Origin of the sequence: Pedobacter sp. GR22-10, from assembly GCF_026239715.1 — a bacterium.
Lineage (GTDB): Bacteria > Bacteroidota > Bacteroidia > Sphingobacteriales > Sphingobacteriaceae > Pedobacter.
The window spans coordinates 495,578-520,056 of sequence record NZ_JAPIVR010000004.1; the positions used below are offsets into that span (position 1 = coordinate 495,578).

Here is a 24,479-nt window from a genome sequence, read left to right on the forward strand (position 1 = left end):
AAGCCGCTTTAACGATTGCTAAAGCGGCTTCAAAATTTTGCATGAAGATTATTTCACATCAAACCATAATCTGGTGGTTAACAAATCTGCTCCCTGACTGGCTACCGCATTCCTGTAACTCTGCCCATTGAGCGATTGCTCCGTTCCGGGATAGATAAAGCGCACCGGAATTTGTCCGTTTAACACCGTATTAACTGATGGCGTAAGTTGAGGATAATCCAGTCTGCGTCTTTCTGCCCAGGCTTCCAGACCTTGTCCGAAGAGTGCAATCCACTTTTGTTCGCCGATTGATTTCTTATAATTTGTCGCATCATATTGCACTGCGGCCTGTGTTACATAACTGGCGACTAAAGCATCAGCTACGCCAAATTGTTTTAAAGAAGCGACAATCCCTTGTTGGTATAAATCAGCCGCGTTCTCTGCGGTAAAACCTCTTGCTGCTGCCTCTGCCCGATCGAACAATAATTCTGCATAACTAAAAATTACTGCCGGTGATTGTGGTGCCAGAAAATAAGTGCCTGGTTTGGAGGTTTTCGCAAAACCAATACCGCTGGCTTCCGAATTGGTTAAACCATTAGGTAACCCTACATATTCTTCAGCTGTAGCTGTTTGCGTTTTACTGGCATAAACAGGTAAACGGGGATCATTCAGACTGAATAATTTATCTACAATGGTTTTGCTGATCCGGTAATCATCTCTGGTATCAAACAATGCACTCACCGGGTTTTGTTGTGGTGAACTCTGATAAATTAATTGTGCAATATCTGCATTTTCACTCATGTAAGCATCACCGTCATTTTTAATATCGTCTAAAACCTGCTTCGCCTTCGCTGGTTCCTGATCTGCTATCCGGAGTGCAATCCGTAACCTGAGTGAGTTGGCCAGTTTTTTCCACCTGGTAATATTGCCATTGTAAATTACATCTCCGGCAATCGCTTTTCCGGCAGGATCTAAAGTATTTTTTGCTGTTTTCAAATCTTTTAGCAGGCCGTCATAAACATCCTTTTGTTTATCATAAACTGGCGTGATAAATTCTTTTATTTGTCCTGCCTGACTGTATGGGATATCGCCATAAGCATCAGTAAGCAACAAAAATGACCAGGATCTTAAAGTTAATGCCACACCCGTATAATTTGGATTACTGGTTGCATTTCCAATCTCTATAATTTTATTTAAACCATTAATACTGGTTGAATATAAAGTAGACCATAGCGTAGTAAAGCTACTGTTGGTATAAATAAACCTATCTTCTTCCGTATACTGTACTTTTGCCCAATGCTGAACAAACAGGAGACTGGAGTTCATGTTATTGGTGGTGCCCCAATAGGCGTCAGCTGTATTTTTGATGGCGGCAGTTAACAAATAATCAGGCTGTGCATTTTCAGTTACATTGGGGTTGATGTTGGTCTCATCCAGTTCTTTCTTGCAGGACGTAGCGCAAACAGAAAGAGAAATCAGGCTATATAATAATATTTTTTTCATGATGGAAAGATTAAAATTTGATGTTCAGGTTAATTCCGTAAGTACGTGTGGTTGGGTTAGAGAGGCTCTCCAAACCCTGTCCGTTACCGGTATTAAAAGCAACTTCCGGATCAATATCTTCAACATTGCGGTGAAGGATTGCCAGATTTCTACCCACTAATGCAACCGATACACCTTGCAAATTCAGTGATTTGATCCATTTTGCAGGCAAATTGTAGCTCAGTTTAATTTCACGAAGTTTCACATAAGAGGCATCAAAAATATTGGCCTCATCTATCGTTCTGAACGATTTGTAATAAGTTTGTGCGGAGAGAATTTTTTCATTCGGTTTGCCATCCGCGGTTACCCCATCAAAGATCATCCCGTCATCATAAACGGTTGCTTCTGCTGGCGCATTTGCTCCACTAGCTAACCTAACCGCGCCGTTTGCCTTTAAATTTTCTGGGTAGTAATAAGAAATACCGCCGAATTCTGCACCTCTCCCAGGCAATGTAGATGCTAAAACACCGGTATAAGTACCTGTAGAATAAGTACCGTTGTAAATAGAACCACCGAAACTGGCGTCGATCAACACGCCTAAACTAAAGCTTTTGTAGCTAAAAGTATTTGAAATTCCGCCAATCCAATCTGGTGTATATTTCCCTAAAACTCTTTTGGTCGGGTCAGTTTGTGGTGCACCTGTAGCATTTACCAAAATATTACCATTCCCATCTCTTAAAAAAGCATTGCCAAAAAGTGTTCCGTAAGGTTGACCAACAGTCGCAATTACCTGTGCAGAATTGGTTGCCACCACATAATTTTGCAGTAAACCTTCCTGATCCAATTCCACCACCTTACTTCTGTTTGCCGCATAGTTGATATCAATATCCCAGGTAAATTGTTTTTTCACCGGCGTAATACCCAGCTGAACTTCAATACCCTTGTTATTAATTTTTCCGGCATTTATATTTTTCGATCTGAAACCTGTACTCGGACTCACATCTACATTTAAAATCTGATTGTAACTGTTCGTATTATATACACTGACATCAAAACGAAGTCGCTTGTTAAACAAAACAGCTTCAGCACCTAGCTCTGATGAAGTGGTGGTTTCAGATTTTAGATTCGGATCGAAATCTGTTCCGGACGGACTAAGCTGCGGACTTGCTCCAAACGGTGCAGAGAAACTGTAAGTATTAGTTAAACGATAAGGTGAGGTGTCCTTACCTACCTTAGACCAGCCACCACGTACTTTTGCGTAATCCAGCACCTCGCTTTTGATATCAAAAGCTTCAGTGAGCACTAAACTACCGTTGAAAGACGGATAAAAGTAGGAGCGGTTTTGAGCGGGCAAGGTGGATGACCAATCATTACGGGCCGTAATATTGGCAAAAAGGTAATTTCTAAAACCAATCTGACCGGATGCATAACCACTGTAAGACTTTAACTTACTGTAATTATTAGATGAGGTTAAGGGATCTCTGGAATTGTTTAACGTATACAATCCGGCAACAGCCAAACGGGGTGCACTTTGATCATTTTGTTCGATATAACTGGTCCGGATATTACCACCAAGCAACACATCTAAACTAAAATCATCATTTAATTGCTTGGCATAATTTAATGTCGCATCCGTATTGTTTTCATTTACCGTAAAGGCACTTTCGGTATATGATCCAAATGGCGTTCCGTTAGTACCGTAGGCAATTTTAATTTTTCGGCGATCATTGTAATAATCTGTTCCTGTACGGAAATTGAAGTTCAATCCGTCAATAATTTTGTAGTTTAAACCTATACTTCCAATTAAACGGTTCCTGTTTTGAGACACCGTATTCTCATAAGCCACCCAATAAGGATTGCTGTAATAACTGTTGTTCCAATTAAAAGTATTACCATTCTCATCCAGGTAATTTTTCAATTGATTGATATCAACCTGTCTGCCAAACCACGCAAACTGCAACATGGTACTGGTTGATCTTGATCCGCCCGTTCCAGGCAGGTTGTCGGCACCAAGTTTACTATAATTGGCATTCGCGGTGATGGTGAGTTTAGGTGTTAAACGTAAAGTAGTATTTAAAGTGAATGAGTTTTTACCCTGACCTGAATTGGGTACGATACCGACCTGCTTAAGGTTGTTATAAGATAACCGGTAATCGAATTTCTCTCCTGCATCCTCAATTGAAATACCATTTGTTAAGGAGTAACCTGTTTGGAAGAAATCCCTTACGTTATCCGGATGGGCCACAAAGGGCACTGCTACACCTTTCGAAAAGAACTGCGGAATCAACCTGCCATCCATTCTGGGCCCCCAGCTTTCATCAACCCCATCATTTACGCCGGCACCTTTTCCATCCACATAGCTGAATTTACCTTCCGATCCCTGTCCGAATACATCCTGATATTTTGGTAAGGTTAATATACTTTCGATCACGCCATTCGAGTTTAAAGAAATACCCAAACCTTTTTTAGATTTTCCTGATTTTGTTTTAATGATAATCACACCTGCTGCTGCCCTTGAACCATATAAAGCGGCCGCATTGGGACCTTTTAACACACTGATGGATTCGATATCATTAGGGTTAATATCTGAAATGGCATTGGCGTAATCTCTCGCCCCCGCCGAATTAAGCTGTGAATTATCTACCGGAATCCCATCTACAACAAAAAGAGGCTGATTATTTCCGGCAATAGAAGTTTCCCCTCTAATCACCACACGGGAAGATCCCATATCGCCCTGGCTATTGGTTACCCTTACCCCGGCTACTTTACCGGCAAGTGCATTTACCAGATTGGTTTCCCGCGCTTCAGTTAAACTTTCCCCTTTTAATTCCTGAACGGCATAACCTAACGATTTTTTCTGTTTAGTGATACCTAAAGCCGTTACCACCACTTCATCTAATGCATTTTCTCCGTCACTTAAGGTTACATTTAATGCATTCGAACTTTCGGTAACCACCACTTCTTTAGTTGTAAAACCAATATAAGAGAAAACCAATGTACCTTTTCCATTAATTGTAATACTGAATGCGCCACTATTATTGGTGGTTACGGCTTGTTTGGTTTCCTTAACAAATACTGAAACTCCGGGCAATGTTTCTCCTGAAGCACTTTTAACCGTACCGGAAATACTGATGTTTTGGGCATGCACGAGTGACGAAAGCAAGAGCAAGCATACGATTGCCAACAGCTTAATTTTTTTGAACATAATCAATTTATTAATAATGAGATGAATGAAGAATGTAAAAATCAGGGCAAAGCAATTCCACTTCGCTTACCGGCGAATTTTTTACAAACGTGAATACTTAATGATTTAAATTATTGGGTTGGTATTTATAGCCTCATACAGCAACAAATACCCTCACGCATTCGAAGACTTAAAAAGGTTTTTAAATGCCCTGATTGAGTAGATTGTTTTTTGTTAGTTTTTTCCATCAAATTGTTTTTAACGATATACCTTATACTTAGCATTTCCGGTGAAGCTGATTTACAAAAAAAGCACGCCCGTAAAATCAGGAGTGCTCTCATATAATATTAATACTTTGCATTCAACTGACTTAACTTACCCAAATTACTTCGGGATGGAATTAGCACCATATCCAATTCAGGCTGGTTGCTAAGGTTTCGCAGGGCCATTCCCTCCACCTTTCTTGATAAGCATTTTAAAATAACTGCGGCAAAGATAATATAAAAATCATAATGACTACAAATTCTATAGATTTTATTGAAAATATTTTTTCCGTGCTTTTATGATGCTTACATTTGTCACGTTATCAATAGATCTCAAATATCACATGAATATAAAATCATTACTATTTCTGCTACCGGCTTTTATGTTGTCGCAGACTTTACAAGCACAGACACAGAAAAAACAATCAGCTACTGCCCATAAATTAACCACATCCTTTGTTCCGAACGGCAAATGGCGGGGTGTGTTTGAAATTAAACCTGGGGTTGAAGTTCCCTTTAATTTTGAAATTACCAAAATCGATACAAAGCCACACTTAATATTTTTGAATGGTGAAGAACGCTTTGATGGTGGCGTGGTTAAACAAACTGCAGATTCCATTCTGGTTGCGTTGGATCAGTTTGACAATGAACTTGCCTTCAAAATCACAGGTGATTCGCTGGTTGGAACGCTTAGGAAACAAGATGGCTCCGGTAAACCTTTGGCCGTAAATGCAACCAGAGGGAATCCATATCGTTTCAAACCTAATGGTAAAAATGCTGCAGCTGATTTCTCTGGCAAATATGATATCACTTTTAAATCGCCTACCGGAAAAGATGAAAATGCAGTCGGACTATTTAAACAAACTGGTAATAAAATTACCGGGACTTTTTTAAGGGTAACTGGCGATTCACGTTACCTGGAAGGAATAGTGGAAGGCAATGATTTTTATTTATCCAGCTTTATTGGCTCTAGTCCATCCTATTACAAAGGAAGTTTTTCAAAAGACGGAACCATAACAGGAGAAACGGTGAGCACCAGGGGAAATACACCCTTCACAGGCAAACAAAATCAAAACGCGGCCTTACCTGATGCCTATAAATTAACCTTTTTAAAGGATGGATACAAAACACTTGATTTCTCCTTTCCGGATGTAAACGGGAAAAAGGTATCGCTCAGCGATGAGAAATTTAAAAATAAGGTGGTCATTCTTACCATTACAGGCACCTGGTGCCCAAATTGTGTAGATGAGGCTTCTTTTATTGCACCCTGGTACAAGGAAAACCGTAATCGCGGCGTTGAAGTTATTGGCATTCATTATGAAAGACAACTGGATTCAGCCTACGTGCGGAAGGCCTTAACCCGGTTCAGGGATAAGTTTGATATCCAATATGATCAGGTAATTGCTGGCACACCCGATAAAAAAATAGTATCTGAATCTTTACCAGCCCTGAATAATTTCATCTCTTTCCCAACCACCATCATCATTAATAAAAAAGGAGAAGTGGCACAGATTCATACGGGTTACAGCGGACCAGCAACCGGCCAATATTATACCGATTTTGTAAAGGAGTTTAATGCTGAAATAGATGGACTGCTGAAAGAATAGTTTGAATAATTACATCGTAATTAAATAAATACAAAATAATAATCGTTAAACCAACGATTATTATTTATTTTGGTCTTCGCATTTCCAACCAAATAGCTGCAGACCCATGAAGTTTTACCTTAGATTCTACGTTTTATTTGCTATACTTTTTACTGCCACAGCCAGTTTAATGGCCAAAGAAAATAAGTTAACGGATGAGCCGGATTCTGCCTATCTGTTTGCTTACAATGCCAATGGCTTGCGCTTTGCCTGGAGTCGTGATCAGACCAACTGGACACCAATCGGAAAGGATTACCTGTTTTTGAAAAGCGATTATGGCAGGTGGGGAAGTGAAAAAAAAATGATTTCACCCTATGTCATCAGGGGAAGAAATGGTGAATGGGTTTGTGCGTGGGAATTAAATGATCAGACCAATCAGTTTGCCATAGCCACTTCCAAAAACTTAATCAACTGGGGGCCCCAGCATTATCCATATGTTGCCATGGGGAAAAATGTATTAAAGCCTGTTGTTGATTATAACCAGCTGAAAGATGAATATTCCATCACTTATGCTGATGTGGAAGGCAAGCATTTTCAAACCAGAACGAAGGATTTTATTGCTTATGAAAAAGCTGTTGAAGTACCATTATCCGCATTTAATGCTGAGGATAAAACAGCAAATATTTCTGGTCATACCATTGGGCAATCTCATTATGTGGCTTGGTCAGTAATCAAGAACCTTCAAAAAGCCTATGATTTGCAGCAATATAAAGCCCGCCAAAACAGTGAAACAACCAAAGATGATACACAAAGATTTGCTGGATTAAAACCGGTTGATGCTAAAATTACCATTGATTCAAAAGGTGCAAAAGCCATCAGTAATATGCTTACCGGTATATTTTTTGAAGATATTAATTATGCTGCAGATGGAGGCCTTTATGCAGAATTGATTCAGAACAGGGGATTTGAATATCAACCCAGCGATAAATCTTTCCATGATAAAAACTGGAACAGCACTTTTGCATGGAAGTTAAAAGGAGATCAAAGCACTTTCACCGTTGATTCAATTGCACCCGTTCATCAAAATAATTCACACTATGCGGTGCTGGATGTTAAAGTTGCCGGTGCTGCATTAAGCAATACGGGTTTTGATGGAATAGCAGTAAAAAAAGGAGATGCTTATTTTTTCTCTGCTTTCAGCAAGCAATTGGCTGGTCGTATTTCTGGTTTTGAAGTGCGTTTAGTTAGCGATACAAAGGGTATTCTAGCTAAAATTACTTTAAAAAATACCACTTCATGGAAAAAGGTGAGTGGTACCTTCTATCCATCAGCAGATGCGACAGATGCCAGACTGGAAATCATGCCGCTGGCTGCCGGAAAATTTGCTTTTGATATGGTTTCTTTATTTCCGCAGAAAACTTTCAAGGGGCATCAAAATGGCTTAAGGGCTGATCTTGCCAAATTGATTGCCGATATTCATCCTAAATTTGTTCGCTTTCCTGGCGGATGTTTAGCACACGGGGATGGTATTCAGAACATTTACAAATGGAAAAACACCATTGGTGCTTTAGAAACCAGAAAACCAGACCGCAACCTTTGGGGCTATCACCAAACCATGGGATTAGGCTATTTCGAATACTTCCAATTTTGCGAAGATATTGGTGCAGCCCCTGTTCCGGTGATTGCCGCAGCAGTACCTTGCCAGAATTCGGGCACTGGCGGTGGTGGCCAGCAGGGCGGTATCCCGATGGAAGAAATGGATCAGTACATTCAGGATATTGTAGATTTAGTAGAATATGCCAATGGCGATGTGCACACCACATGGGGTAAAAAAAGAGCTGAAGCAGGTCACCCGAAGCCCTTTAATTTAAAATACATCGGGATTGGAAATGAAGACCAGATTACCCAGGTGTTCAAAGAACGCTTTACCATGATTTATCAGGCACTGCGAAAAAAACATCCTGAAATTACGATTATTGGTACGGCAGGCCCATTTTTTGAAGGTACCGATTATGAAGAAGGCTGGAAAATTGCCACCAACTTAAAGGTGCCAATTATTGATGAACATTATTATCAGTCGCCCGGATGGTTTATTAATAACCAAAACTTTTATGACCAGTACGATCGGTCAAAATCAAAAGTTTATTTAGGTGAATATGCGGCAAGTTTGCCCGGAGGAAATAAAACCAATCTGGAAACGGCGTTGGCTGAAGCCTTATATTTAACATCGCTGGAAAGAAACGGAGATGTGGTGAGCATGGCTTCTTACGCACCGCTGATTGCAAAAGAAGGACATACCCAATGGAACCCTGATTTAATTTATTTTAACAATAGCGAAGTAAAGCCAACAACGGGTTATTTCGTGCAGCAACTTTATGGAAATCATGCGGGCGATCAATATCTTCCCGGAGAAATAAAATTATCAAATGATCAGGATCAGGTGAGTAAACGAATCGCCTTTTCTGTCGTAAAAAACACGCAAACCAATGAACTTTTGGTTAAATTAGTTAACCTGTTACCTGTTGAAGTGAATACTACGCTGGATTTGGGTGGCCAGATTAAAAGTGATTATATGACTACGAAAACGGAAATTTCCGGTAATCCATCAGAGCGACTAATCAAGCCGATCACCTCAACGGTAAACTTAAAAGATGCATTAAAGCTTCCGGCATATTCTTTTACGGTGCTGAAGATTAAATTGAATAAATAAAACTTAATGACATAATTCCCTGGGTGTCGCCCTCCTGAACTTGATTCAGGAGCTTATCAAAATAGTTGCTGTTCAGAAATGAATCCGATAACTATCGGATCAGAATGACGCCAAATTCAGCATGACGATTCGTTTAACAGATCCCCCTTTTTAATGACTAACGATCTGAACTTACGACTTAAGACTCACTACTCAAGACTCACGACTCCCAACTCAAAACTCAAACCTACCCCCCTGCCCGGTTTTTAATATCATCCGTAGCGGTATTTCTGGATCTTGCTGATTTCACATTTTGGTTACCGAAATTATAGCTGATGTTAAAAGATGCTCTTCTACTGATGTAATTATTCTGAACCCTTAAATTCACATTCTGATAATTCAAAGTGCCTTTCCAGTAATTGGTGGCGAAAATATCATCGATATTCAATTTTAATTTCAGGGCTTTATTCAGGAAGCTCTTTTGTACACCGGCGTTCAGGGCATACTGATAAATAATGGTTTTTTCCAATCCGCGTACTTTTGGCGAATTTAGCCAGAAATTGGTTTCGATGGTCCAGTTATGGGCCAGTAAAATGGAACTGGTGATGTTAAAATTATAAGATACCTTGCTCAATGCGAAAGGGGCTCCTTCTAGGTTGTTATCATTAAATTGATTATAAAAGAGGTTAAAATTATTTTGCAAATTCCACCATTTGGTAATGGCTAAAGGAAAATATAAGCCTGCAGAATAATACTGACCGCTACCAATATTCCCCTGACCAACAGTAACAATCCTGGTGCTATCATTTTGTGCCGTTTTACTATCTAGTATTAAATCTCTGATTTTTGAATACCCCAGAGAAAAAGATAGCCCGCTTTTATAAGCATAGCTTATTTCAAAATTATTGGTAAACTGTGGTTTTAAATATGGATTTCCCTGTTGTATGGTGTAAGGATCCATATAAAAATTAAAAGGATTCAATTGCTGGTAATTGGGCCTGTCGATCCGTCTGCCATAGGTATAACGCAGGTTACTGCTTTCTGAGATTTTCTGATTAACAAAAATGGTTGGAAACAAAGACAAATATTTTTGATCTGATACCGTATTATTGGTAATTAAAGCACCATTTGCGTTTGTATATTCAGCCCTTAACCCAGCCTGGATTTGAAATTTCCCCAGATCTTTAGAAAGATTGGCATAAGCTGCATTAACCTTTTCTTTATAAATAAAATGATTGCTCTGGCCTACAATATTCTGCCAGTTATTATTTAAGAAAGCAGCAGATAAAAAATTGTTATCGGTTTTAACAAAACTTGTTTTTAAACCCGTCTCTAATTTGGTCGTTTTTGAAATCGGCCATGCAAAATCAGCTTTAGCGGCAAAAATATCGATATTGGTTTTGCTATCGTTTTTGATAATGGTTTGATTGTAAACGGTTCCGGCTTCATTAAAAAAATTGGTATTAAAATTTTCAAGTCCGGTATAATCAAACCCTGAATAATCGGCATCGAAATTTAAACTTGCCCCTTCTTTTTTAAATTCATGCTTGACGTTAAAATTTGCGCTATAGTTTTTATTGGGTGTATTGGCATCCGAATTTAAAATAAGCGAATTATTGCTCGCTACGCCATACTGAACTTCATTAATAAAAGTCTGAGAAAAATTATCCAGTTTGCGGGTACTGGTATTGCCATCCAGCATGATGCCGATGGTTGTTTTTTCACTGGCATAATAATCTGCGCCCAATTTAGCCGCTAACCTGGAACCTGTATATATTTTTTGAAAATTCTGGTTGAAAGCACTTTGTAAACCGCCAGAGTTTGTGGTTCTTTCTAAAAATAACTTTGAAAAGTTGTTACTTTTAGAAGCATTGGCATTGCTGTAAAAATTCCATTTTTCATTCCGGTTGTTGATATTAAAATTCAGATCAGAACCATAAATATTTCTTGGTAAGTTTGCAATGAGGGCATTACGATAAGTTGATGAAATACTTCCATTGGTACCAAAGGCTTTATTCTTTTTCAATTTGATATTGATAATGCCTGCATTTCCTGCAGCATCATATTTAGATGAAGGATTTGTAATAATTTCTATGGTAGCAATTTGACTGCTGTTCAAGCTGTTTAAATAAACAGCTAAATCTGCACCTGATAAAAAGTTATTCTTTCCATCAATCATCACCATTACACCCGATTTATTATTTAACAAAATTTGGTCGTTTTGCTTATCCACCTGTACACCTGGTGCCTTCTCCAGAAGTTCTAATGCAGTACTTCCTGATGAAACAATACTATTTTCTATATTAAGCACTGTTTTATCGATCTGATGTTCAATAAAGGGTTTCTTACCGGATACACTCACTTCATTTAACTGCTTAGTTAAACTTTGAAGGGTTATAACGGGTATATTTAGATTACCATTCAACAAAAATTTATCGGTTCTCTTGGTTTTATATCCAACAATAGAAACTGATAAAATGTATGTTCCTTCCTTTAACTGATTCATTTCATAAGCACCATCTAAATTTGTTGCCACCGTTTTCACCACACTGGTATCCGGAAAATTCAAAAGTCTAACGATTGCAAACGGCACTGCAACAGCCTTTTCATCTATCACTTTACCTGTTATTTGAGGTGAATTCTGGGCAAAGGAAACCCCGCACACCATCAGGCATGTCATTAACGTAAATAATATTTTCATGGCTTTTTTAGCTTTTATTAAACTGTAGTGTGGCGGAGGTAAGTTTTAACGATATTTTTGATCTTCAGGTTTAATGCCCAGTTCTTCTTTCAATTCCCTGATTCTGTTTAGGATAGAATCCTGCTTAAGTGTATCAACAGGTTTATTTTTTTGTGAAAGTTCTAAATCATGCAGTTCATCTTTAAGTTTTTGCTTATTTAGTGCCTCTTCTTTTAACTGAGCGATGCATTTCAGGCCATCCTCCGTCATGATCCAGGAAGTATAATCGTTTTTGTCGCCTTCCTTTTCGCCGCAATCCCAGGTTCCATAATTATTGACATACCTGTATGAATCTTCTTTTAAGATCACTTTTGTACCAACCGGAATTTCAAGCTGTAAGCGAACTTCCTGGTTTCTCCAAATGGTTCCCTTTCGGAGCTGAAAACGTGGATTAAAAACTATTGTCGAATCTTTTAGGCTGTATTTATAATCTATATTTTGAGCATTTTGTAAGGCACTTTGAAAAGTTTTACCCTGAGATTCGTATTTTTGTATCAGGCGTGTAGCATTTGTAGCACCTTTTTCAATGTCAATACGGATATTATTTGGCATCACGAAAGGTCCGTTTTCAAAATCATCAGTCACAATCTGGTTCTTGCTATTTGTGTTGATATGATAAGCAAGACTATCTTCCTTACTGAAATATTTACTTTTATCAATGTCGATGATATAAGTTTTAGCGGATTTTAAATCAACCGTTTGCGTTAATTCTGCATGTTGCTTAAACTCAGAAGATATTTTTGCAGCCTGGTAACCAGCAATGGCCACACCACCTAACCAAATGATCAGTAGGGCAAAAGAAAGGGTTTTGTTGATGGCTTGTTTGTTAAAAGCAACACGGATCGAAAATAACACAAGTGCTAAAACCGGAATAAACAATACAATAAAAGCACTGAACAAAATCATGCCCCTGTTTCCGTCGTTGATGATTGAAAATGGAAAAGTGTCATAAATGCTGGAGTCCCAATAACCCTGAAAAGCTGCAGTAGTAATAATCAGCATGAGTAATATAAATGCACCGAATACAATGATAAAGCCGGCAATAACTTTAAATATAACTTTTCCTGTTCCCGATAAAAACCTGCCGATCCATTCAAAAAATTCGCCGATAACCATTCCGAAACGGGCTAATATGGGTTGAGCATGCCTGTTCACTTCTCCTAAACGTTCTTTAACGGCCTGTAATTCTTCATCCAAATTCTTTTGAAAACCCTGTAAGTTTGCTGGTTCGCCTTTCATTTCCATTTTTTCCAAACGGGATGTTGCTTTAGGCATGATGATCCAGAGTATGGCATACACCAGAAATCCGAATCCGCCCAGAAAGGCCATGAGCAATACGGCAATCCTGATCCATTTCGCATCAGTATTTAGAAAATGGGCAATTCCTGAGCAAACACCAGCCACTACCCTGTCGTCCATATCCCGGTATAATTTCTTTTCGGCATATTGGTGCTGGTAAGCAGATTGTAAAACGGGTTCCTCTTCATTTTCCTCAACGTTATCAAAATCTTTAACGCGGCCCATTTGGCTTACTACATGTTGAACATCTGCAATGTCAACGACCTGTTTCTTCTGCTCCTGTAACTGCTCGGTTAATAATTCTGCAATACGGTTTTCGATGTCGGTTACAATCTCCAGATCGTCTGCATGATTGGCAAAATGTTGCTTAACTTCATTGAGATAAGCCTTTAAAATATCGTAGGCACTTTCTTCGATGTGAATAATCGTATTGCCTATATTGATGATGATGGTTTTTTCCATTTCCTTGTTTGCGTTATGAGGTTGTTGAATTGGCGCCGCTTTGCGATATGCCTACGGCATAGGCAAGTTCCTGCCAGGTTTGATCTAATTTTGATAAAATTTCCCGACCAACATCAGTTAAGGTATAATATTTTCGGGGCGGACCTGAGGTAGACTCTACCCAGTTGTAGCTTAATAAACCATTGTTTTTAAGCCGGGTTAATAATGGATAAAGTGTACCCTCCACCACCAGCAATTTTGCCGAGCGCAATTCAGCAATAATATCAGAAGCATATATTTCGCCCCTTGAGATGATTGATAAAACACAGTACTCCAGAATTCCCTTCCGCATTTGCGTTTGCGTATTTTCTGCTATCATAATACAAAGATATATGTTTTATATTGTACTATGCAATACATAGTACTAAAATTAAGCAAAATTATTAATTAAAATACTGACAATGAGATTATTATTTTTTTTATTAAAAAATTAGAGATAACTTAATGGGTCGTTTATTAGTTGAATTTTAGGTGACTAAACCATTGGCTTAGTCTAATCGTGCAGTCTCAAAGCCGGAAGTGCAACAGCACTTTGCGAGTATTTATACATCACTGAACTTATAATTTACAGACGATTGATCCCTTATATAGTCATCTAAACTTCGTTTATGGTTGAATTCAAAAACAAATTACTACAAATACGATAGAATTAATATTATTTGATAATTTTGCAACCTTAACTTGTTTCATGAAAAAATCGATTGCCAGTATTGTTGCTGAAGCAAACCAAAGTGGCGAAGGGACGCTTAAAAGAACTTTAGGCCCGGTTAACCTGATTTTAATCGGTGTGGGTTTAACACTTGGTGCAGGCCTGTTCTCTATTACAGGATTGGCTGCAGCCAATCATTCGGGTCCGGCAGTGACCCTTTCTTTTGTCATTGCCGCTTTGGGCTGCGGTTTTGCCGCACTTTGTTATGCAGAATTTGCATCTATGATTCCGGTTGCGGGAAGTGCTTACACCTACTCTTATGCCACCATGGGCGAACTTTTTGCCTGGATTATTGGCTGGGATCTGGTATTGGAATATTCCGTAGGTTGTGCTACGGTAGCCATTAGCTGGTCTCAATATTTAACGAAGTTTTTGGGAAGCCTGGGGCTTTTTCTTCCTCCACAACTTACCCTCTCTCCTTTCGAAACCGCAAAACTGGCAGATGGCTCAACAGTAAACGGAATCATTAATATTCCTGCAGCACTGGTTGTTGTTTTAATGACGGCGATTCTGATTCGTGGAACAAAAGGATCAGCCATAGTGAATGGCATTATTGTATTTTTAAAAGTTGGTGTGGTGCTGGTTTTCATTGCCCTGGGCTGGCAATATATTGATCCGGCCAATTATCATCCTTATATTCCTGAAAATACGGGTACTTTCGGGCAGTTTGGCTGGAGTGGTGTACTGCGTGGTGCAGGCCTTGTTTTCTTTGTATTTATTGGTTTTGATGCCGTTGCCGCATCTGCACAGGAAACTAAAAATCCAGGACGGGATTTGCCAATTGGAATTATTGGCTCGCTGGTGGTTTGTACCATACTTTTTGGCTTATTTGGTCATGTAATGACCGGTTTAGCCAATTATAAAGAATTTGCCAACAGTGGTGCACCGGTAGCAATTGCAATCGAAAAAACGCCTTACGGCTGGTTAAGTCAGGCCATCATTTTAGCAATTCTGATTGGTTATACTTCCGTAATCTTAATTGATTTAATGGCACAATCCAGAATGTTTTACTCCATTAGTAAAGATGGCTTATTGCCAAAAATGTTCTCTGATGTACATGCGAAATTCAAAACACCCTGGAAATCAAACATCATCCTTTGCATGTTTATTGGGCTTTTTGCTGCATTCGTACCCATGAATGTAGTTGGAGAAATGACCAGCATCGGAACTTTGCTGGCATTTTTAATGGTTTGCGTTGGTATACTGATTTTACGTAAAACCAATCCGGAAGCCAAACGCCCGTTCCGGGTTCCTTTTGTTCCATTAATTCCTATCCTGGGCATTTTAACCTGTGTGGCCATGATGGTATTTCTTCCCTGGGAAACCTGGCTACGTTTAGCGGTTTGGTTGGTCATCGGACTTGTGATCTATTTCTGGTATGGCAAAAAGAACAGTAAACTGAATATCAATCCTGAAGAAAAAATTTAAAACGACGAAATACATCAATAATAAATACAGATTTACAATTCATTAAAATACAATTATACCTCTAATATTAACACAACAGAATAACACTTCTTAGACATCATTTACGGGAACGATTGCACAGTTTTGAGTCGTATTATAGTTACGAATTGAATTTGGTTGGCTAAATTGTAAGCCATATAACCAAATATAATAGTCATACCAAAATGGCTATTTCAATTCTTAACCAAATAATCATGAAAAAAAAATTACTTTTTTTCGTCATTTCTTTCTTGTTCAGTACCGTTTTGATGGCACAAAATCAAAAAATTTCTGGCAAGGTAGTAGATGAAAAGGGCGAAACATTAATCGGTGTATCCGTCAAAGTCAAAGGTGCTGCTATTGGCAGTTCAACAGATGTGAACGGGAACTTTTCATTTGATGCACCACCTAATGCTACATTGGTGTTCTCCTTTGTAGGTTATAACAATAAAGAAGTTGTCCTGGCGGGGCAGAAAACAATATCCGTTACTTTAACTGAAGCAGCTGGTCAGTTAAATGAATTGGTAGTGGTGGGTTATGGCACACAAAAGAAATCGCAGGTAGCCACTGCAGTGGGTAGCGTTCAGGGCGATGCGATTGCCGAAAGGGGAACAGTTAGTGCCTTACAGGCCGTTCAAGGTCAGGTTGCCGGAGTAGATATTTCTGCGGGCTCAGGCCGCGCAGGCGCAAATTTCAATGTTCAGATCAGGGGGCAGAACTCACTGGCGGGCGGACAGCCACTTTTTGTTGTGGATGGTGTAATTGTTTCAGACATCAATTTCCTTAATCCACAAGATATTGCCAAAATGGACGTATTGAAAGATGCGGCCTCAACAGCCATTTACGGATCAAGAGGATCAAATGGTGTTGTACTGGTAACCACAAAAAATGGTGCAACCAATAAAAGCAGCGGAGCAACCATCTCTTATGATGGTTACGTAGGCATCAGAAAAGTTGCCCGAATGCCTGATTTTATGTCCGGAGAAGAATGGTGGGAATACCGCCAAAATACTTTCATCTCACCAGAACTCATTGCCGGCAGAACTTTTACCAATACCATTGGAAGTTTAGATAATCCAACGGTATTGCAAACGGTAGCCAATCATGATTATACCGACTGGAAAAGTTTGGTATTACAAGATGGTATTCAGGCTAATCACTGGATAACCGCTTCAGGCCGGAGCAGTAACAGTGATATTCAATATTTAATTGGTGCAGGCTATCAGAATGAAAAAGGGAATTTTTTACAGGACAATTTAAGTCGCTATAATTTTAAAGTAAATGTAGACGGAAAGATCAATAAAAGTTTTTCTGCCGGAATGAGCATTAATTTTTCATTTACCGAAACCGAACGTGGGAGTGATGATGCAGTGAGAAATGGCTTCAATATGGCACCAATTTTCAAACCTTATGATGCCAATGGAAACCTGGTATTCAGACCAGGTCAAATTCCAGTTCCCGGATCTTCCGTAGTTTCCAGTTTTACCAGCGTGGTGAATCCACTTCTCGAAATTACCAATTCACAAAATAATACCAGAAGACATTTTGGAGTAGGTAATGTTTACCTTCAGTATGCCCCTGCAAGCTGGATTGATGTGCGGTCAACCTTTTCTCCGAGTGTAAACTTTGTCAGAAATGGCAGATATTGGGGTTCTTTAACGGGGGTTGGCGATGGATTACTACCGGATGCACAAAGGGTAAACCAGCAAACTCAATCTTATATTTTTGATAACGTGGTAAATATCCGTAAAAAAATCAAAGAGCACAATTTTGCTTTTACCGGTTTATACAGCATGCAAAAAGACAGATTTGAAAGTGATACCACGAAGGTTAACGATCTGCCTTACAATTCTTCTTTTTACAATTTAGGCGCGTCTAACAACAGACAGTTATCTTCCAGTAATTTTAACCAGTTCTCCATTCTTTCCTTTTTAGCAAGAATAAACTATTCCTTTAGAGACAAATATTTTGTAACCCTCGCCAACCGATGGGATGGCTCATCCAAACTGGCTGAAGGCAATAAATGGTCGTCATTTCCATCAGCAGCAATTGCCTGGCAAATTTCAAGGGAATCTTTCATGCAAAACGCCTCATTTGTATCTGATTTAAAACTGCGTTTTAGTGCCGGGGTGGCTGGCAACAACAATAACATCAGGCCGTACGAAACACAGATGAACCTGAGTGCACCCACCTATTACGATTTCGGCGGAACACCTGCCCTCGGTTATTCACCAAGCAGACTGCCCAATTCATCATTAACCTGGGAAAGAACACGTGAATTTGATTTAGGTATTGATTTTGGCTTCCTGAAAAATAGAATTTCCGGCTCCATTGACCTCTATGATAAATTATCGGAAGGTTTATTGCTTAACCGGGATTTACCACTCGAAACCGGCTATTCATCCATCAAAGACAATGTGGGTTCTGTAAGTAATAAAGGAATTGAGGTATCTTTAAGAACCATCAATATTTCTGCGAAGGATTTTACCTGGTCAACCTCATTCACCTTTGCCAGAAACAAAAATGCCATTATTGACCTCTTGAATAAAAAGCAGGATTTAGTCGGTAATTCCTGGTTTATCGGACAGCCGATCAACGTTAATTATCTCTATGTTTTTGATGGGATCTGGCAGGAAAGCGAACGTGCACTGGCCCTGACTTATGGCCAGCTGCCTGGCCAGGCCCGGGTAAAGGATTTAAATAACGACGGTAAAATCAGCAGCACAAACGACAGGCAGATTATTGGCCAGAAAGATCCAAAATGGACGGGCGGCTTTTCTACACAGTTCACTTATAAAGCTTTTGATTTATCTGCTTCACTTTTCGCCAGGCAAGGCATGCAGGTTTACAGTGCTTTCCATAGTGTTTTTACCCGCTACAACGACCGTGGAACCAATAAAATTTACAACGATTATTACATGCCTGCCAACGCTGTCACGCAGGGAAGAAGTTCCAATACTTACCCTCAGCCAAACAACATTGGTCCTTATTGGGATGGCATTACCGGTGTAGGCTATTATAAAGATATTTCATTTGTTAAAATACAGAACATCTCCCTGGGGTATACCCTCCCGGCCAAAATAATTGAAAAATTAAAAATCAAGAGTTTACGTGTATATGCCAATGTATTAAATCCATTTGTGTGGACCAATTACGATGGATTTGATCCGGAAAGTGCAAGTGGAATTGACCCTTCCATCACCACTGAACAAACCAACACAACCGTAGGAAACATTAACAATACCGGCCCAAGCACAATCACCTATCAATTTGGTGTTAACCTGAAATTTTAAACCGAGGTATCATGAAAAAACAGATCATACTATCCCTTTTAATTCTTGCCAGCTCATTTACGGGTTGTAAAAAATTTTTAGAAGAAGAAAATAAATCGAATATCACATCCAATGAATACTATGCCACTGCAGAAGGATATGAAAAATTAATTAACGCTACCTATGCTACACTTCGCAAAGTATACAGTTCGCCATATGTATTTTGTGCCGGAACTGACATGTATGTGGAAGGCAGAGATGCACAACCCGTGGGCATTAGTGAATATCAAAACCTGAACCCCGATAATGCGGAGGTAACGGCATTTTATACCAACACCTATTCTTCCATTCAGCTGTGTAATACTGCACTTTATTTCAATAGCAATACCGCATCCAGCGCAAATTTGTCCATTAGAAAAGGAGAAGTAAAATTTATACGGGCATACTATTATTTCCTGCTGGTACAATCTTTTGGCGGAGTGAGTTTGGTAACAGATCGCTTTGATACACCCATTGAGCAGTTTAAAAGAAACACTGCACAAGAGATATATGATTTTATTATCAGGGAAATGAATGAAGCACTTTCTTTGGTACCGGAAACAACTTCGGATTTTGGTCGTGTGACTAAAAAAGCTGTTCGCCATTACCTGGCAAAAGTATATTTAACCCGGGGCTATGAAGCATTTGGATCTGCGCAGGATTTTAGTACAGCAGCTACTTTCGCTGATGCTGCCATAGCCGGAAAAACCTTAACCACTTCCTTTGAAAATTTATTTTTCCCTGGTAATGAAAAAGATCCGGAAGTATTGTTTTCGATCCAATTTGATGCGGCTTCCCTGCCTACTGCTACCACCGGGGGAAATACACAGGCGGCATTTTTCGGGCCCTACCAGGGAGGCTCAGGAGGCGCACAAGGCTACCCTTACCGGGCATTTGTACTGGTACCTACGTTATACACTTTTAATACTTTCACCGAAAATGATGCACGTTTCGATGCCACATTTATGATTAAACTCTATCAGCGTTATTATGATTATTATGATAAAAGCACCGAAAGAGCCAACCTGAATATCCGGTTCTATTATAAACCAAAATGGGACATGACAACAGATGCAGATTGGCGTGCTGCAGATCCTACACGCCGGGCAACCACCACCATCATCCCTTATTCAAATGCCTGGCAGGCCAGCAGGAGCACCGTACTGGATAATGCCACACCATCGGTTAAGAAATTTGATGATCCAAAATCACAGTTTGGAGCGGCCACCAGTACACGTGATCTGTTTTTAGCCAGGTTAGGCGAAACTTATCTTGTTGCTGCCGAAGCTTATTTTAAAGCTGGAAATCTGGCATTGGCCACTGACCGGATAAATGAGGTAAGAAGAAGAGCTGCTAAAACAGGGAAAACCGCTGAAATGGCCATCACCCCAGCAAGTGTGAATATAGATTTCATTTTGGATGAACGCGCCAGAGAAATGGTGGGAGAATATGAAAGGTGGTTCGATTTAAAAAGAACAGGAACACTGGTAGAAAGGACCAGACTATACAACCGGGATATCAAAACCAACTGGTTTGATAAAGGTATTAATCCATTTGCCGGTGCTGGTGGTCAGTTGAAATTATTACGACCAATTCCGAGCAGGGCTATTGATCTCAATGGCGGACCTTTTGCGCAAAATCCAGGCTATTAATCCTACAAATTAACAATAACCTGAAATAAACGCAGGTTATTGTTAATTATAAAAAAAGCAGGCGCAACTAATTATCCTACAACCTGATACAAAAACAAATGTGCATCTTATGCTATACACTACAATAGACCAGAAAATCACAAAAATGATACAATAACCTTTAAACAAGCGAGTTAGTTAACAAAAAACTGAAGTTATCCACATTTACACATATTCGGCGGTTTTTGGCTTAGGGTTTGTCTTAAAAGATATACCTATTAAAAACATTTCCCATGATTATTAAATTAGACATTTCCCTTTTCAGGATAGCCAGGCCAAAAACAGAAACAGTTAGAAAAGCAGCAACTCCCTTAACCAGAGCACAATGGGTAACAGCCGATCGAATTGTTATGGCCGCTATGTTAGCGGTAGTAATTATCGGCGCCATTTTATTCTAGTTACCGATGGCATCTCAAAAATCTTCTGAAATCATTTCTTTATTGATCATGATTCCTGCTGATGTTCCGGCGGCAGTAATTATGGATAGCGACCGCATCAATGTGGTACAATCTCCTGCTGCATAAATTCCATTTGCGGTAGTCTGCTGCTGCTCATTCACTTTTATGGTATTGAATTCCGTAAGCTCAAAGCCCAGCTGGAGATCCAAATCCGTATGCTGCGAAACTTCTGCCCTTGCATAGAGCGCATTAAAGCTCAGTTTATTTCCTTCGGAAAATACAACATTTTTTAAAACACCATTTTCATGTTCAAGGGCTATAATTTCATCTTCAATAACTGCAATTGATTTAGACCGGAATTTTTCAGTTTGTGCTGCTGTAAGCTGAGATTTACCGTTGGTTAAAATAGTTAAATCCTTATTCCACAAATTAATGTTTTTGGCCATCTCGAAAGCATGATCACCATTCATCATTAAGCCAACCTTTTCATTTTTCACTTCATACCCATGGCAATAAGGGCAATGAATCACCGTAATTCCCCAGCATTCTGCAAATCCGCTGATATTAGGAAAAGAATCTTTCAATCCTGTTGCAATCAGTAATTTCCTGGCCGAGAATTCTTCTCCATTTTGAAGCGAGATCCTGAATTCACCGGATGATTTCCGCGCAGAAACGACCTCCCCATTCTTAAACTGAACTGTAGGGTATTTTAACACCTCAGCCTTTGCCTGGGCAGCAATATCAGCCGGTCGATCGCCATCGTGAGTGAGAAAATTATGTGAATGCGGCGTTTGCCTGTTGCAGGGCTTACCTGCATCAACAATAAGCACTTTTCGAGTTGCCCTTCCTAAAGCCAGGGCCGCTGACAGGCCGGCATAACTTCCGCCAATAATGATTACATCAAAATCCATATCTAATTTTTTTACAAAAATCGAGATACCCATCATCAAAAGCAACTTTATTGCATTAAATAAATGTCATGATTTCTGATATACAGTTGCCATAATGAAGCTGCCATAATAAAATCGCCGCTCCCTGATCTTATACTTTTCCTTGATGAAATATGGATGCATCTCTATTAAATGACTGGCCTCTACGATACGGATCAGTTTAAAAAATGAATACATCGCTTTCAGCAAGATGAATTTCCACCATTTGCCGTTTTGATTGTTTACTGAAAAATCTACAAAAAGCCACAGTCCATTGATCTTCAGGTGATGATGCAGGTCTTTAAAAATAGCAGATGCCTTTTCCACAGGAAAGTTATCAAACAAAAATGGGGTTAGCACGAGATCAAATTGCATATTGGTTTTGAAATCCTCAATGCCGGAATGAATAAATTTTACCTGGTTGTTTTTAATATCCCGCGTTTCTGAAAGCTTAATCATTTGTTCCGATATCTCTACATAAGTGATGCTTAAACCGGATGGATGAACCTTGCCAATTTCCTCTAAAATCCACCCGGTACCACCACCCACAATCAGCAGGGAAGCATTTTCCGGGATATAAGACAGTTGATTAACCTGTGCCTTCACCTGCGATTTCCAAAAAACCAGGCGACTTAAAACATCGTATTGACTGGCTATTTTATCGTAATTATTTGTCAATTGAGATCTGAATTAAAAATTTATATTTTCCTGATCGAGAGGCCTTTTTTGGCTTTCCTCCTTCGCTATTGAACAAACTGCATTCCAATCATACCACACAGGGCTTTGAACAGGATTAATCCATCAATGACCATCAGGTAATACAGGATATTTTTCCTCCTGTGCATAGAATAGGCAATATAAATGGTCAGCACAAAAGGCAATACATTACACAATACCTGTGGCAGACCAAATCCTTTATAGCTGGCAAAAATACCAAGAGAAATGAGTCCGATAATGAGCAGGGGAATTAAAATACTAAAGATCGTTTTGCGCAGGCCATAACGTACCACGAAGGTACGCAGGTGCCTGTTGGCATCTGTAGGATAATCTTTAATATCAAATATAATGGCGTTTACGGTACAAAACATCCAGTTTTTGATAAAAAGCCATGTCCACAAAATAGAATCATGATAACCAACTCCTGTTTCAATTTTGAGCATAATCAGCGGCAACACATTGGCACAACATGCCCAAACGAAACCAATCACGAATGCTTTTAACCAACCTGTATTTCTGAGGTTAAATTTCAGGAATGACCGGGGTAGTAATCCATAATACAAAACTCCGGCAATAATGATAATGATAATGGCGAGCCAATAAATGGCCGGAAGATTTAAAATATGCTGATAATTTTGATTAAGCAGCTTTAGTGCAAGAAATATGCAAAGCATGAAAAGTAACATCTGGCTCCATCCGATAATCTTTTTATGCTCGAAATACCACTGCGTTCTGGGATTCGTTGCAGAGGGCTGATTGGACACTTTATTGTATGCGTAGGTATAATAAATTGTCGGTGCTAAAAAAAGCAATAAATAATAATTTAAAGAATTAAAGGGAAGCCGCAACTGATAGGTAGCCTCAAGAGTTAAGGCCACAGCTAAAATGCCGACAAAGTAATTACCAAAAAAAATAAACCGGACTATTTTATTTAACATGAAATTGCATCATTTTCAGAGGCCAATTTCGGATATAAAACTGAATATATAACTGGAAAGTGGAAGATTCAGAAAATAAAATCAAGCCCGGATGGAATGCAAACCTCAAAAAACAAAAAAGCCCCTCAGTTTCCTGAAAGGCTTAGCGTGGGAAATGAGGGGTTCGAACCCTCGGCACTCCCGACTGATAAAGTCGGGATGCACTGAACCAGCTGAACTAATTTCCCTTTGATTATTTTGAAAGTTATCCTATCTTATCACCAATAATATCAGGATTTGACAATACAGTTGTGTTAATCAAATTTATGATCATCCTTCTACTCTTCCAGCTTTTGATTTGTTTTTCTCTTTTAGCAGCATCAGATTTTTCAGTAAAAGATTTTACCCAAACAATTTGCCAGTCCCCTGTATGTCCGGTAAAGCCCGGATGATTTGTATTATGCTTTATAATTCTTGCTTTCAGATTAAATGTTGAACCTACGTAATATTTATTACGGGTTTGGGAATATAAAATGTATGCACAAAACATACATGAAGATATGGAAATTTAATAAAAAAAGCCGCTCAGTTTCCTGAAAGGCTTAGTGTGGGAAATGAGGGGTTCGAACCCCCGACCC

General features: G+C 39.2%; 15 protein-coding genes and 1 riboswitch. Of the genes, 6 read left to right on the forward strand and 9 right to left on the reverse strand.

Annotated elements, in window-relative coordinates; all coding sequences use genetic code 11:
- Positions 1–48: 48 nt before the first annotated feature.
- On the reverse strand, positions 49–1,482 hold the full coding sequence (locus tag OQX64_RS18720; RefSeq protein ID WP_088301855.1) for a SusD/RagB family nutrient-binding outer membrane lipoprotein: 1,434 nt from the start codon (positions 1,480–1,482) through the stop codon (positions 49–51).
- A 10-nt stretch (positions 1,483–1,492) separates the two neighbouring features.
- On the reverse strand, positions 1,493–4,666 hold the full coding sequence (locus tag OQX64_RS18725) for a SusC/RagA family TonB-linked outer membrane protein (RefSeq protein ID WP_265819905.1): 3,174 nt from the start codon (positions 4,664–4,666) through the stop codon (positions 1,493–1,495).
- A 346-nt stretch (positions 4,667–5,012) separates the two neighbouring features.
- A riboswitch (SAM riboswitch) is annotated at positions 5,013–5,118 on the reverse strand.
- A gap of 134 nt (positions 5,119–5,252) precedes the next feature.
- On the opposite strand from OQX64_RS18725, the gene OQX64_RS18730 reads away from it, so the two are divergent.
- Together OQX64_RS18730 and OQX64_RS18735 are read left to right on the forward strand one after the other, a co-directional pair.
- A complete protein-coding gene (locus OQX64_RS18730; protein WP_265819906.1) occupies positions 5,253–6,515 on the forward strand; it encodes a peroxiredoxin family protein in 1,263 nt (420 codons plus the stop codon).
- A 106-nt stretch (positions 6,516–6,621) separates the two neighbouring features.
- On the forward strand, positions 6,622–9,204 hold the full coding sequence (locus OQX64_RS18735) for an alpha-L-arabinofuranosidase C-terminal domain-containing protein (RefSeq protein WP_265819907.1): 2,583 nt from the start codon (positions 6,622–6,624) through the stop codon (positions 9,202–9,204).
- Positions 9,205–9,430: 226 nt separating this feature from the next.
- Here OQX64_RS18735 and OQX64_RS18740 read toward each other — a convergent pair whose 3' ends face one another.
- Genes OQX64_RS18740 through OQX64_RS18750 form a run of 3 tightly spaced genes read right to left on the reverse strand, consistent with a single transcriptional unit; the run spans position 9,431 to position 14,042 of the window.
- Entirely contained in the window at positions 9,431–11,884 is a 2,454-nt protein-coding gene (locus OQX64_RS18740) for an outer membrane beta-barrel family protein (RefSeq protein WP_265819908.1), read from the reverse strand.
- A gap of 45 nt (positions 11,885–11,929) precedes the next feature.
- Positions 11,930–13,684: a PspC domain-containing protein gene (locus OQX64_RS18745; RefSeq protein ID WP_265819909.1), complete on the reverse strand. Its 1,755-nt coding sequence runs from the start codon at positions 13,682–13,684 to the stop codon at positions 11,930–11,932.
- A 13-nt stretch (positions 13,685–13,697) separates the two neighbouring features.
- Entirely contained in the window at positions 13,698–14,042 is a 345-nt protein-coding gene (locus tag OQX64_RS18750) for a PadR family transcriptional regulator (protein WP_029282550.1), read from the reverse strand.
- A 369-nt stretch (positions 14,043–14,411) separates the two neighbouring features.
- Between OQX64_RS18750 and OQX64_RS18755 the strand changes: the two genes are divergently transcribed.
- From OQX64_RS18755 to OQX64_RS18770, 4 genes are all read left to right on the forward strand, one after another.
- Positions 14,412–15,860, forward strand: coding sequence for an amino acid permease (locus tag OQX64_RS18755; RefSeq protein ID WP_265819910.1), 1,449 nt, complete (start codon positions 14,412–14,414; stop codon positions 15,858–15,860).
- 233 nt (positions 15,861–16,093) lie between these two features.
- Positions 16,094–19,171 carry a SusC/RagA family TonB-linked outer membrane protein gene (locus tag OQX64_RS18760; protein WP_265819911.1) on the forward strand — a complete coding sequence of 1,026 codons (3,078 nt, stop codon included), beginning with the start codon at positions 16,094–16,096 and terminating at the stop codon, positions 19,169–19,171.
- Between the two features lie 11 nt (positions 19,172–19,182).
- Complete coding sequence (locus tag OQX64_RS18765; RefSeq protein WP_265819912.1) at positions 19,183–20,841, forward strand: RagB/SusD family nutrient uptake outer membrane protein; 1,659 nt, start codon at positions 19,183–19,185, stop codon at positions 20,839–20,841.
- 272 nt (positions 20,842–21,113) lie between these two features.
- Positions 21,114–21,278: a hypothetical protein gene (locus OQX64_RS18770; RefSeq protein ID WP_265819913.1), complete on the forward strand. Its 165-nt coding sequence runs from the start codon at positions 21,114–21,116 to the stop codon at positions 21,276–21,278.
- 14 nt (positions 21,279–21,292) lie between these two features.
- On the opposite strand, the gene OQX64_RS18775 is transcribed toward OQX64_RS18770, so the two are convergent.
- From OQX64_RS18775 to OQX64_RS22485, 4 genes are all read right to left on the reverse strand, one after another.
- Entirely contained in the window at positions 21,293–22,189 is an 897-nt protein-coding gene (locus OQX64_RS18775; protein WP_265819914.1) for an NAD(P)/FAD-dependent oxidoreductase, read from the reverse strand.
- Positions 22,190–22,255: 66 nt separating this feature from the next.
- Positions 22,256–22,885: a class I SAM-dependent methyltransferase gene (locus OQX64_RS18780; RefSeq protein WP_265819915.1), complete on the reverse strand. Its 630-nt coding sequence runs from the start codon at positions 22,883–22,885 to the stop codon at positions 22,256–22,258.
- Positions 22,886–22,950: 65 nt separating this feature from the next.
- Complete coding sequence (locus OQX64_RS18785) at positions 22,951–23,862, reverse strand: UbiA family prenyltransferase (protein ID WP_265819916.1); 912 nt, start codon at positions 23,860–23,862, stop codon at positions 22,951–22,953.
- 244 nt (positions 23,863–24,106) lie between these two features.
- Positions 24,107–24,391 carry a GIY-YIG nuclease family protein gene (locus tag OQX64_RS22485; RefSeq protein WP_265819917.1) on the reverse strand — a complete coding sequence of 95 codons (285 nt, stop codon included), beginning with the start codon at positions 24,389–24,391 and terminating at the stop codon, positions 24,107–24,109.
- Positions 24,392–24,479: the final 88 nt, after the last annotated feature.

Coding starts and splice junctions, on each gene's coding strand:
- OQX64_RS18740 (WP_265819908.1), bottom strand. CDS start 11,884: ATGAAAATATTATTTACGTTAATGACATGCCTGATGGTGTGCGGGGTT.
- OQX64_RS18755 (WP_265819910.1), top strand. CDS start 14,412: ATGAAAAAATCGATTGCCAGTATTGTTGCTGAAGCAAACCAAAGTGGC.
- OQX64_RS18730 (WP_265819906.1), top strand. CDS start 5,253: ATGAATATAAAATCATTACTATTTCTGCTACCGGCTTTTATGTTGTCG.
- OQX64_RS18725 (WP_265819905.1), bottom strand. CDS start 4,666: ATGTTCAAAAAAATTAAGCTGTTGGCAATCGTATGCTTGCTCTTGCTT.
- OQX64_RS18745 (WP_265819909.1), bottom strand. CDS start 13,684: ATGGAAAAAACCATCATCATCAATATAGGCAATACGATTATTCACATC.
- OQX64_RS18720 (WP_088301855.1), bottom strand. CDS start 1,482: ATGAAAAAAATATTATTATATAGCCTGATTTCTCTTTCTGTTTGCGCT.
- OQX64_RS18750 (WP_029282550.1), bottom strand. CDS start 14,042: ATGATAGCAGAAAATACGCAAACGCAAATGCGGAAGGGAATTCTGGAG.
- OQX64_RS18775 (WP_265819914.1), bottom strand. CDS start 22,189: ATGGATTTTGATGTAATCATTATTGGCGGAAGTTATGCCGGCCTGTCA.
- OQX64_RS18785 (WP_265819916.1), bottom strand. CDS start 23,862: ATGTTAAATAAAATAGTCCGGTTTATTTTTTTTGGTAATTACTTTGTC.
- OQX64_RS22485 (WP_265819917.1), bottom strand. CDS start 24,391: ATGTTTTGTGCATACATTTTATATTCCCAAACCCGTAATAAATATTAC.
- OQX64_RS18760 (WP_265819911.1), top strand. CDS start 16,094: ATGAAAAAAAAATTACTTTTTTTCGTCATTTCTTTCTTGTTCAGTACC.
- OQX64_RS18770 (WP_265819913.1), top strand. CDS start 21,114: ATGATTATTAAATTAGACATTTCCCTTTTCAGGATAGCCAGGCCAAAA.
- OQX64_RS18735 (WP_265819907.1), top strand. CDS start 6,622: ATGAAGTTTTACCTTAGATTCTACGTTTTATTTGCTATACTTTTTACT.
- OQX64_RS18765 (WP_265819912.1), top strand. CDS start 19,183: ATGAAAAAACAGATCATACTATCCCTTTTAATTCTTGCCAGCTCATTT.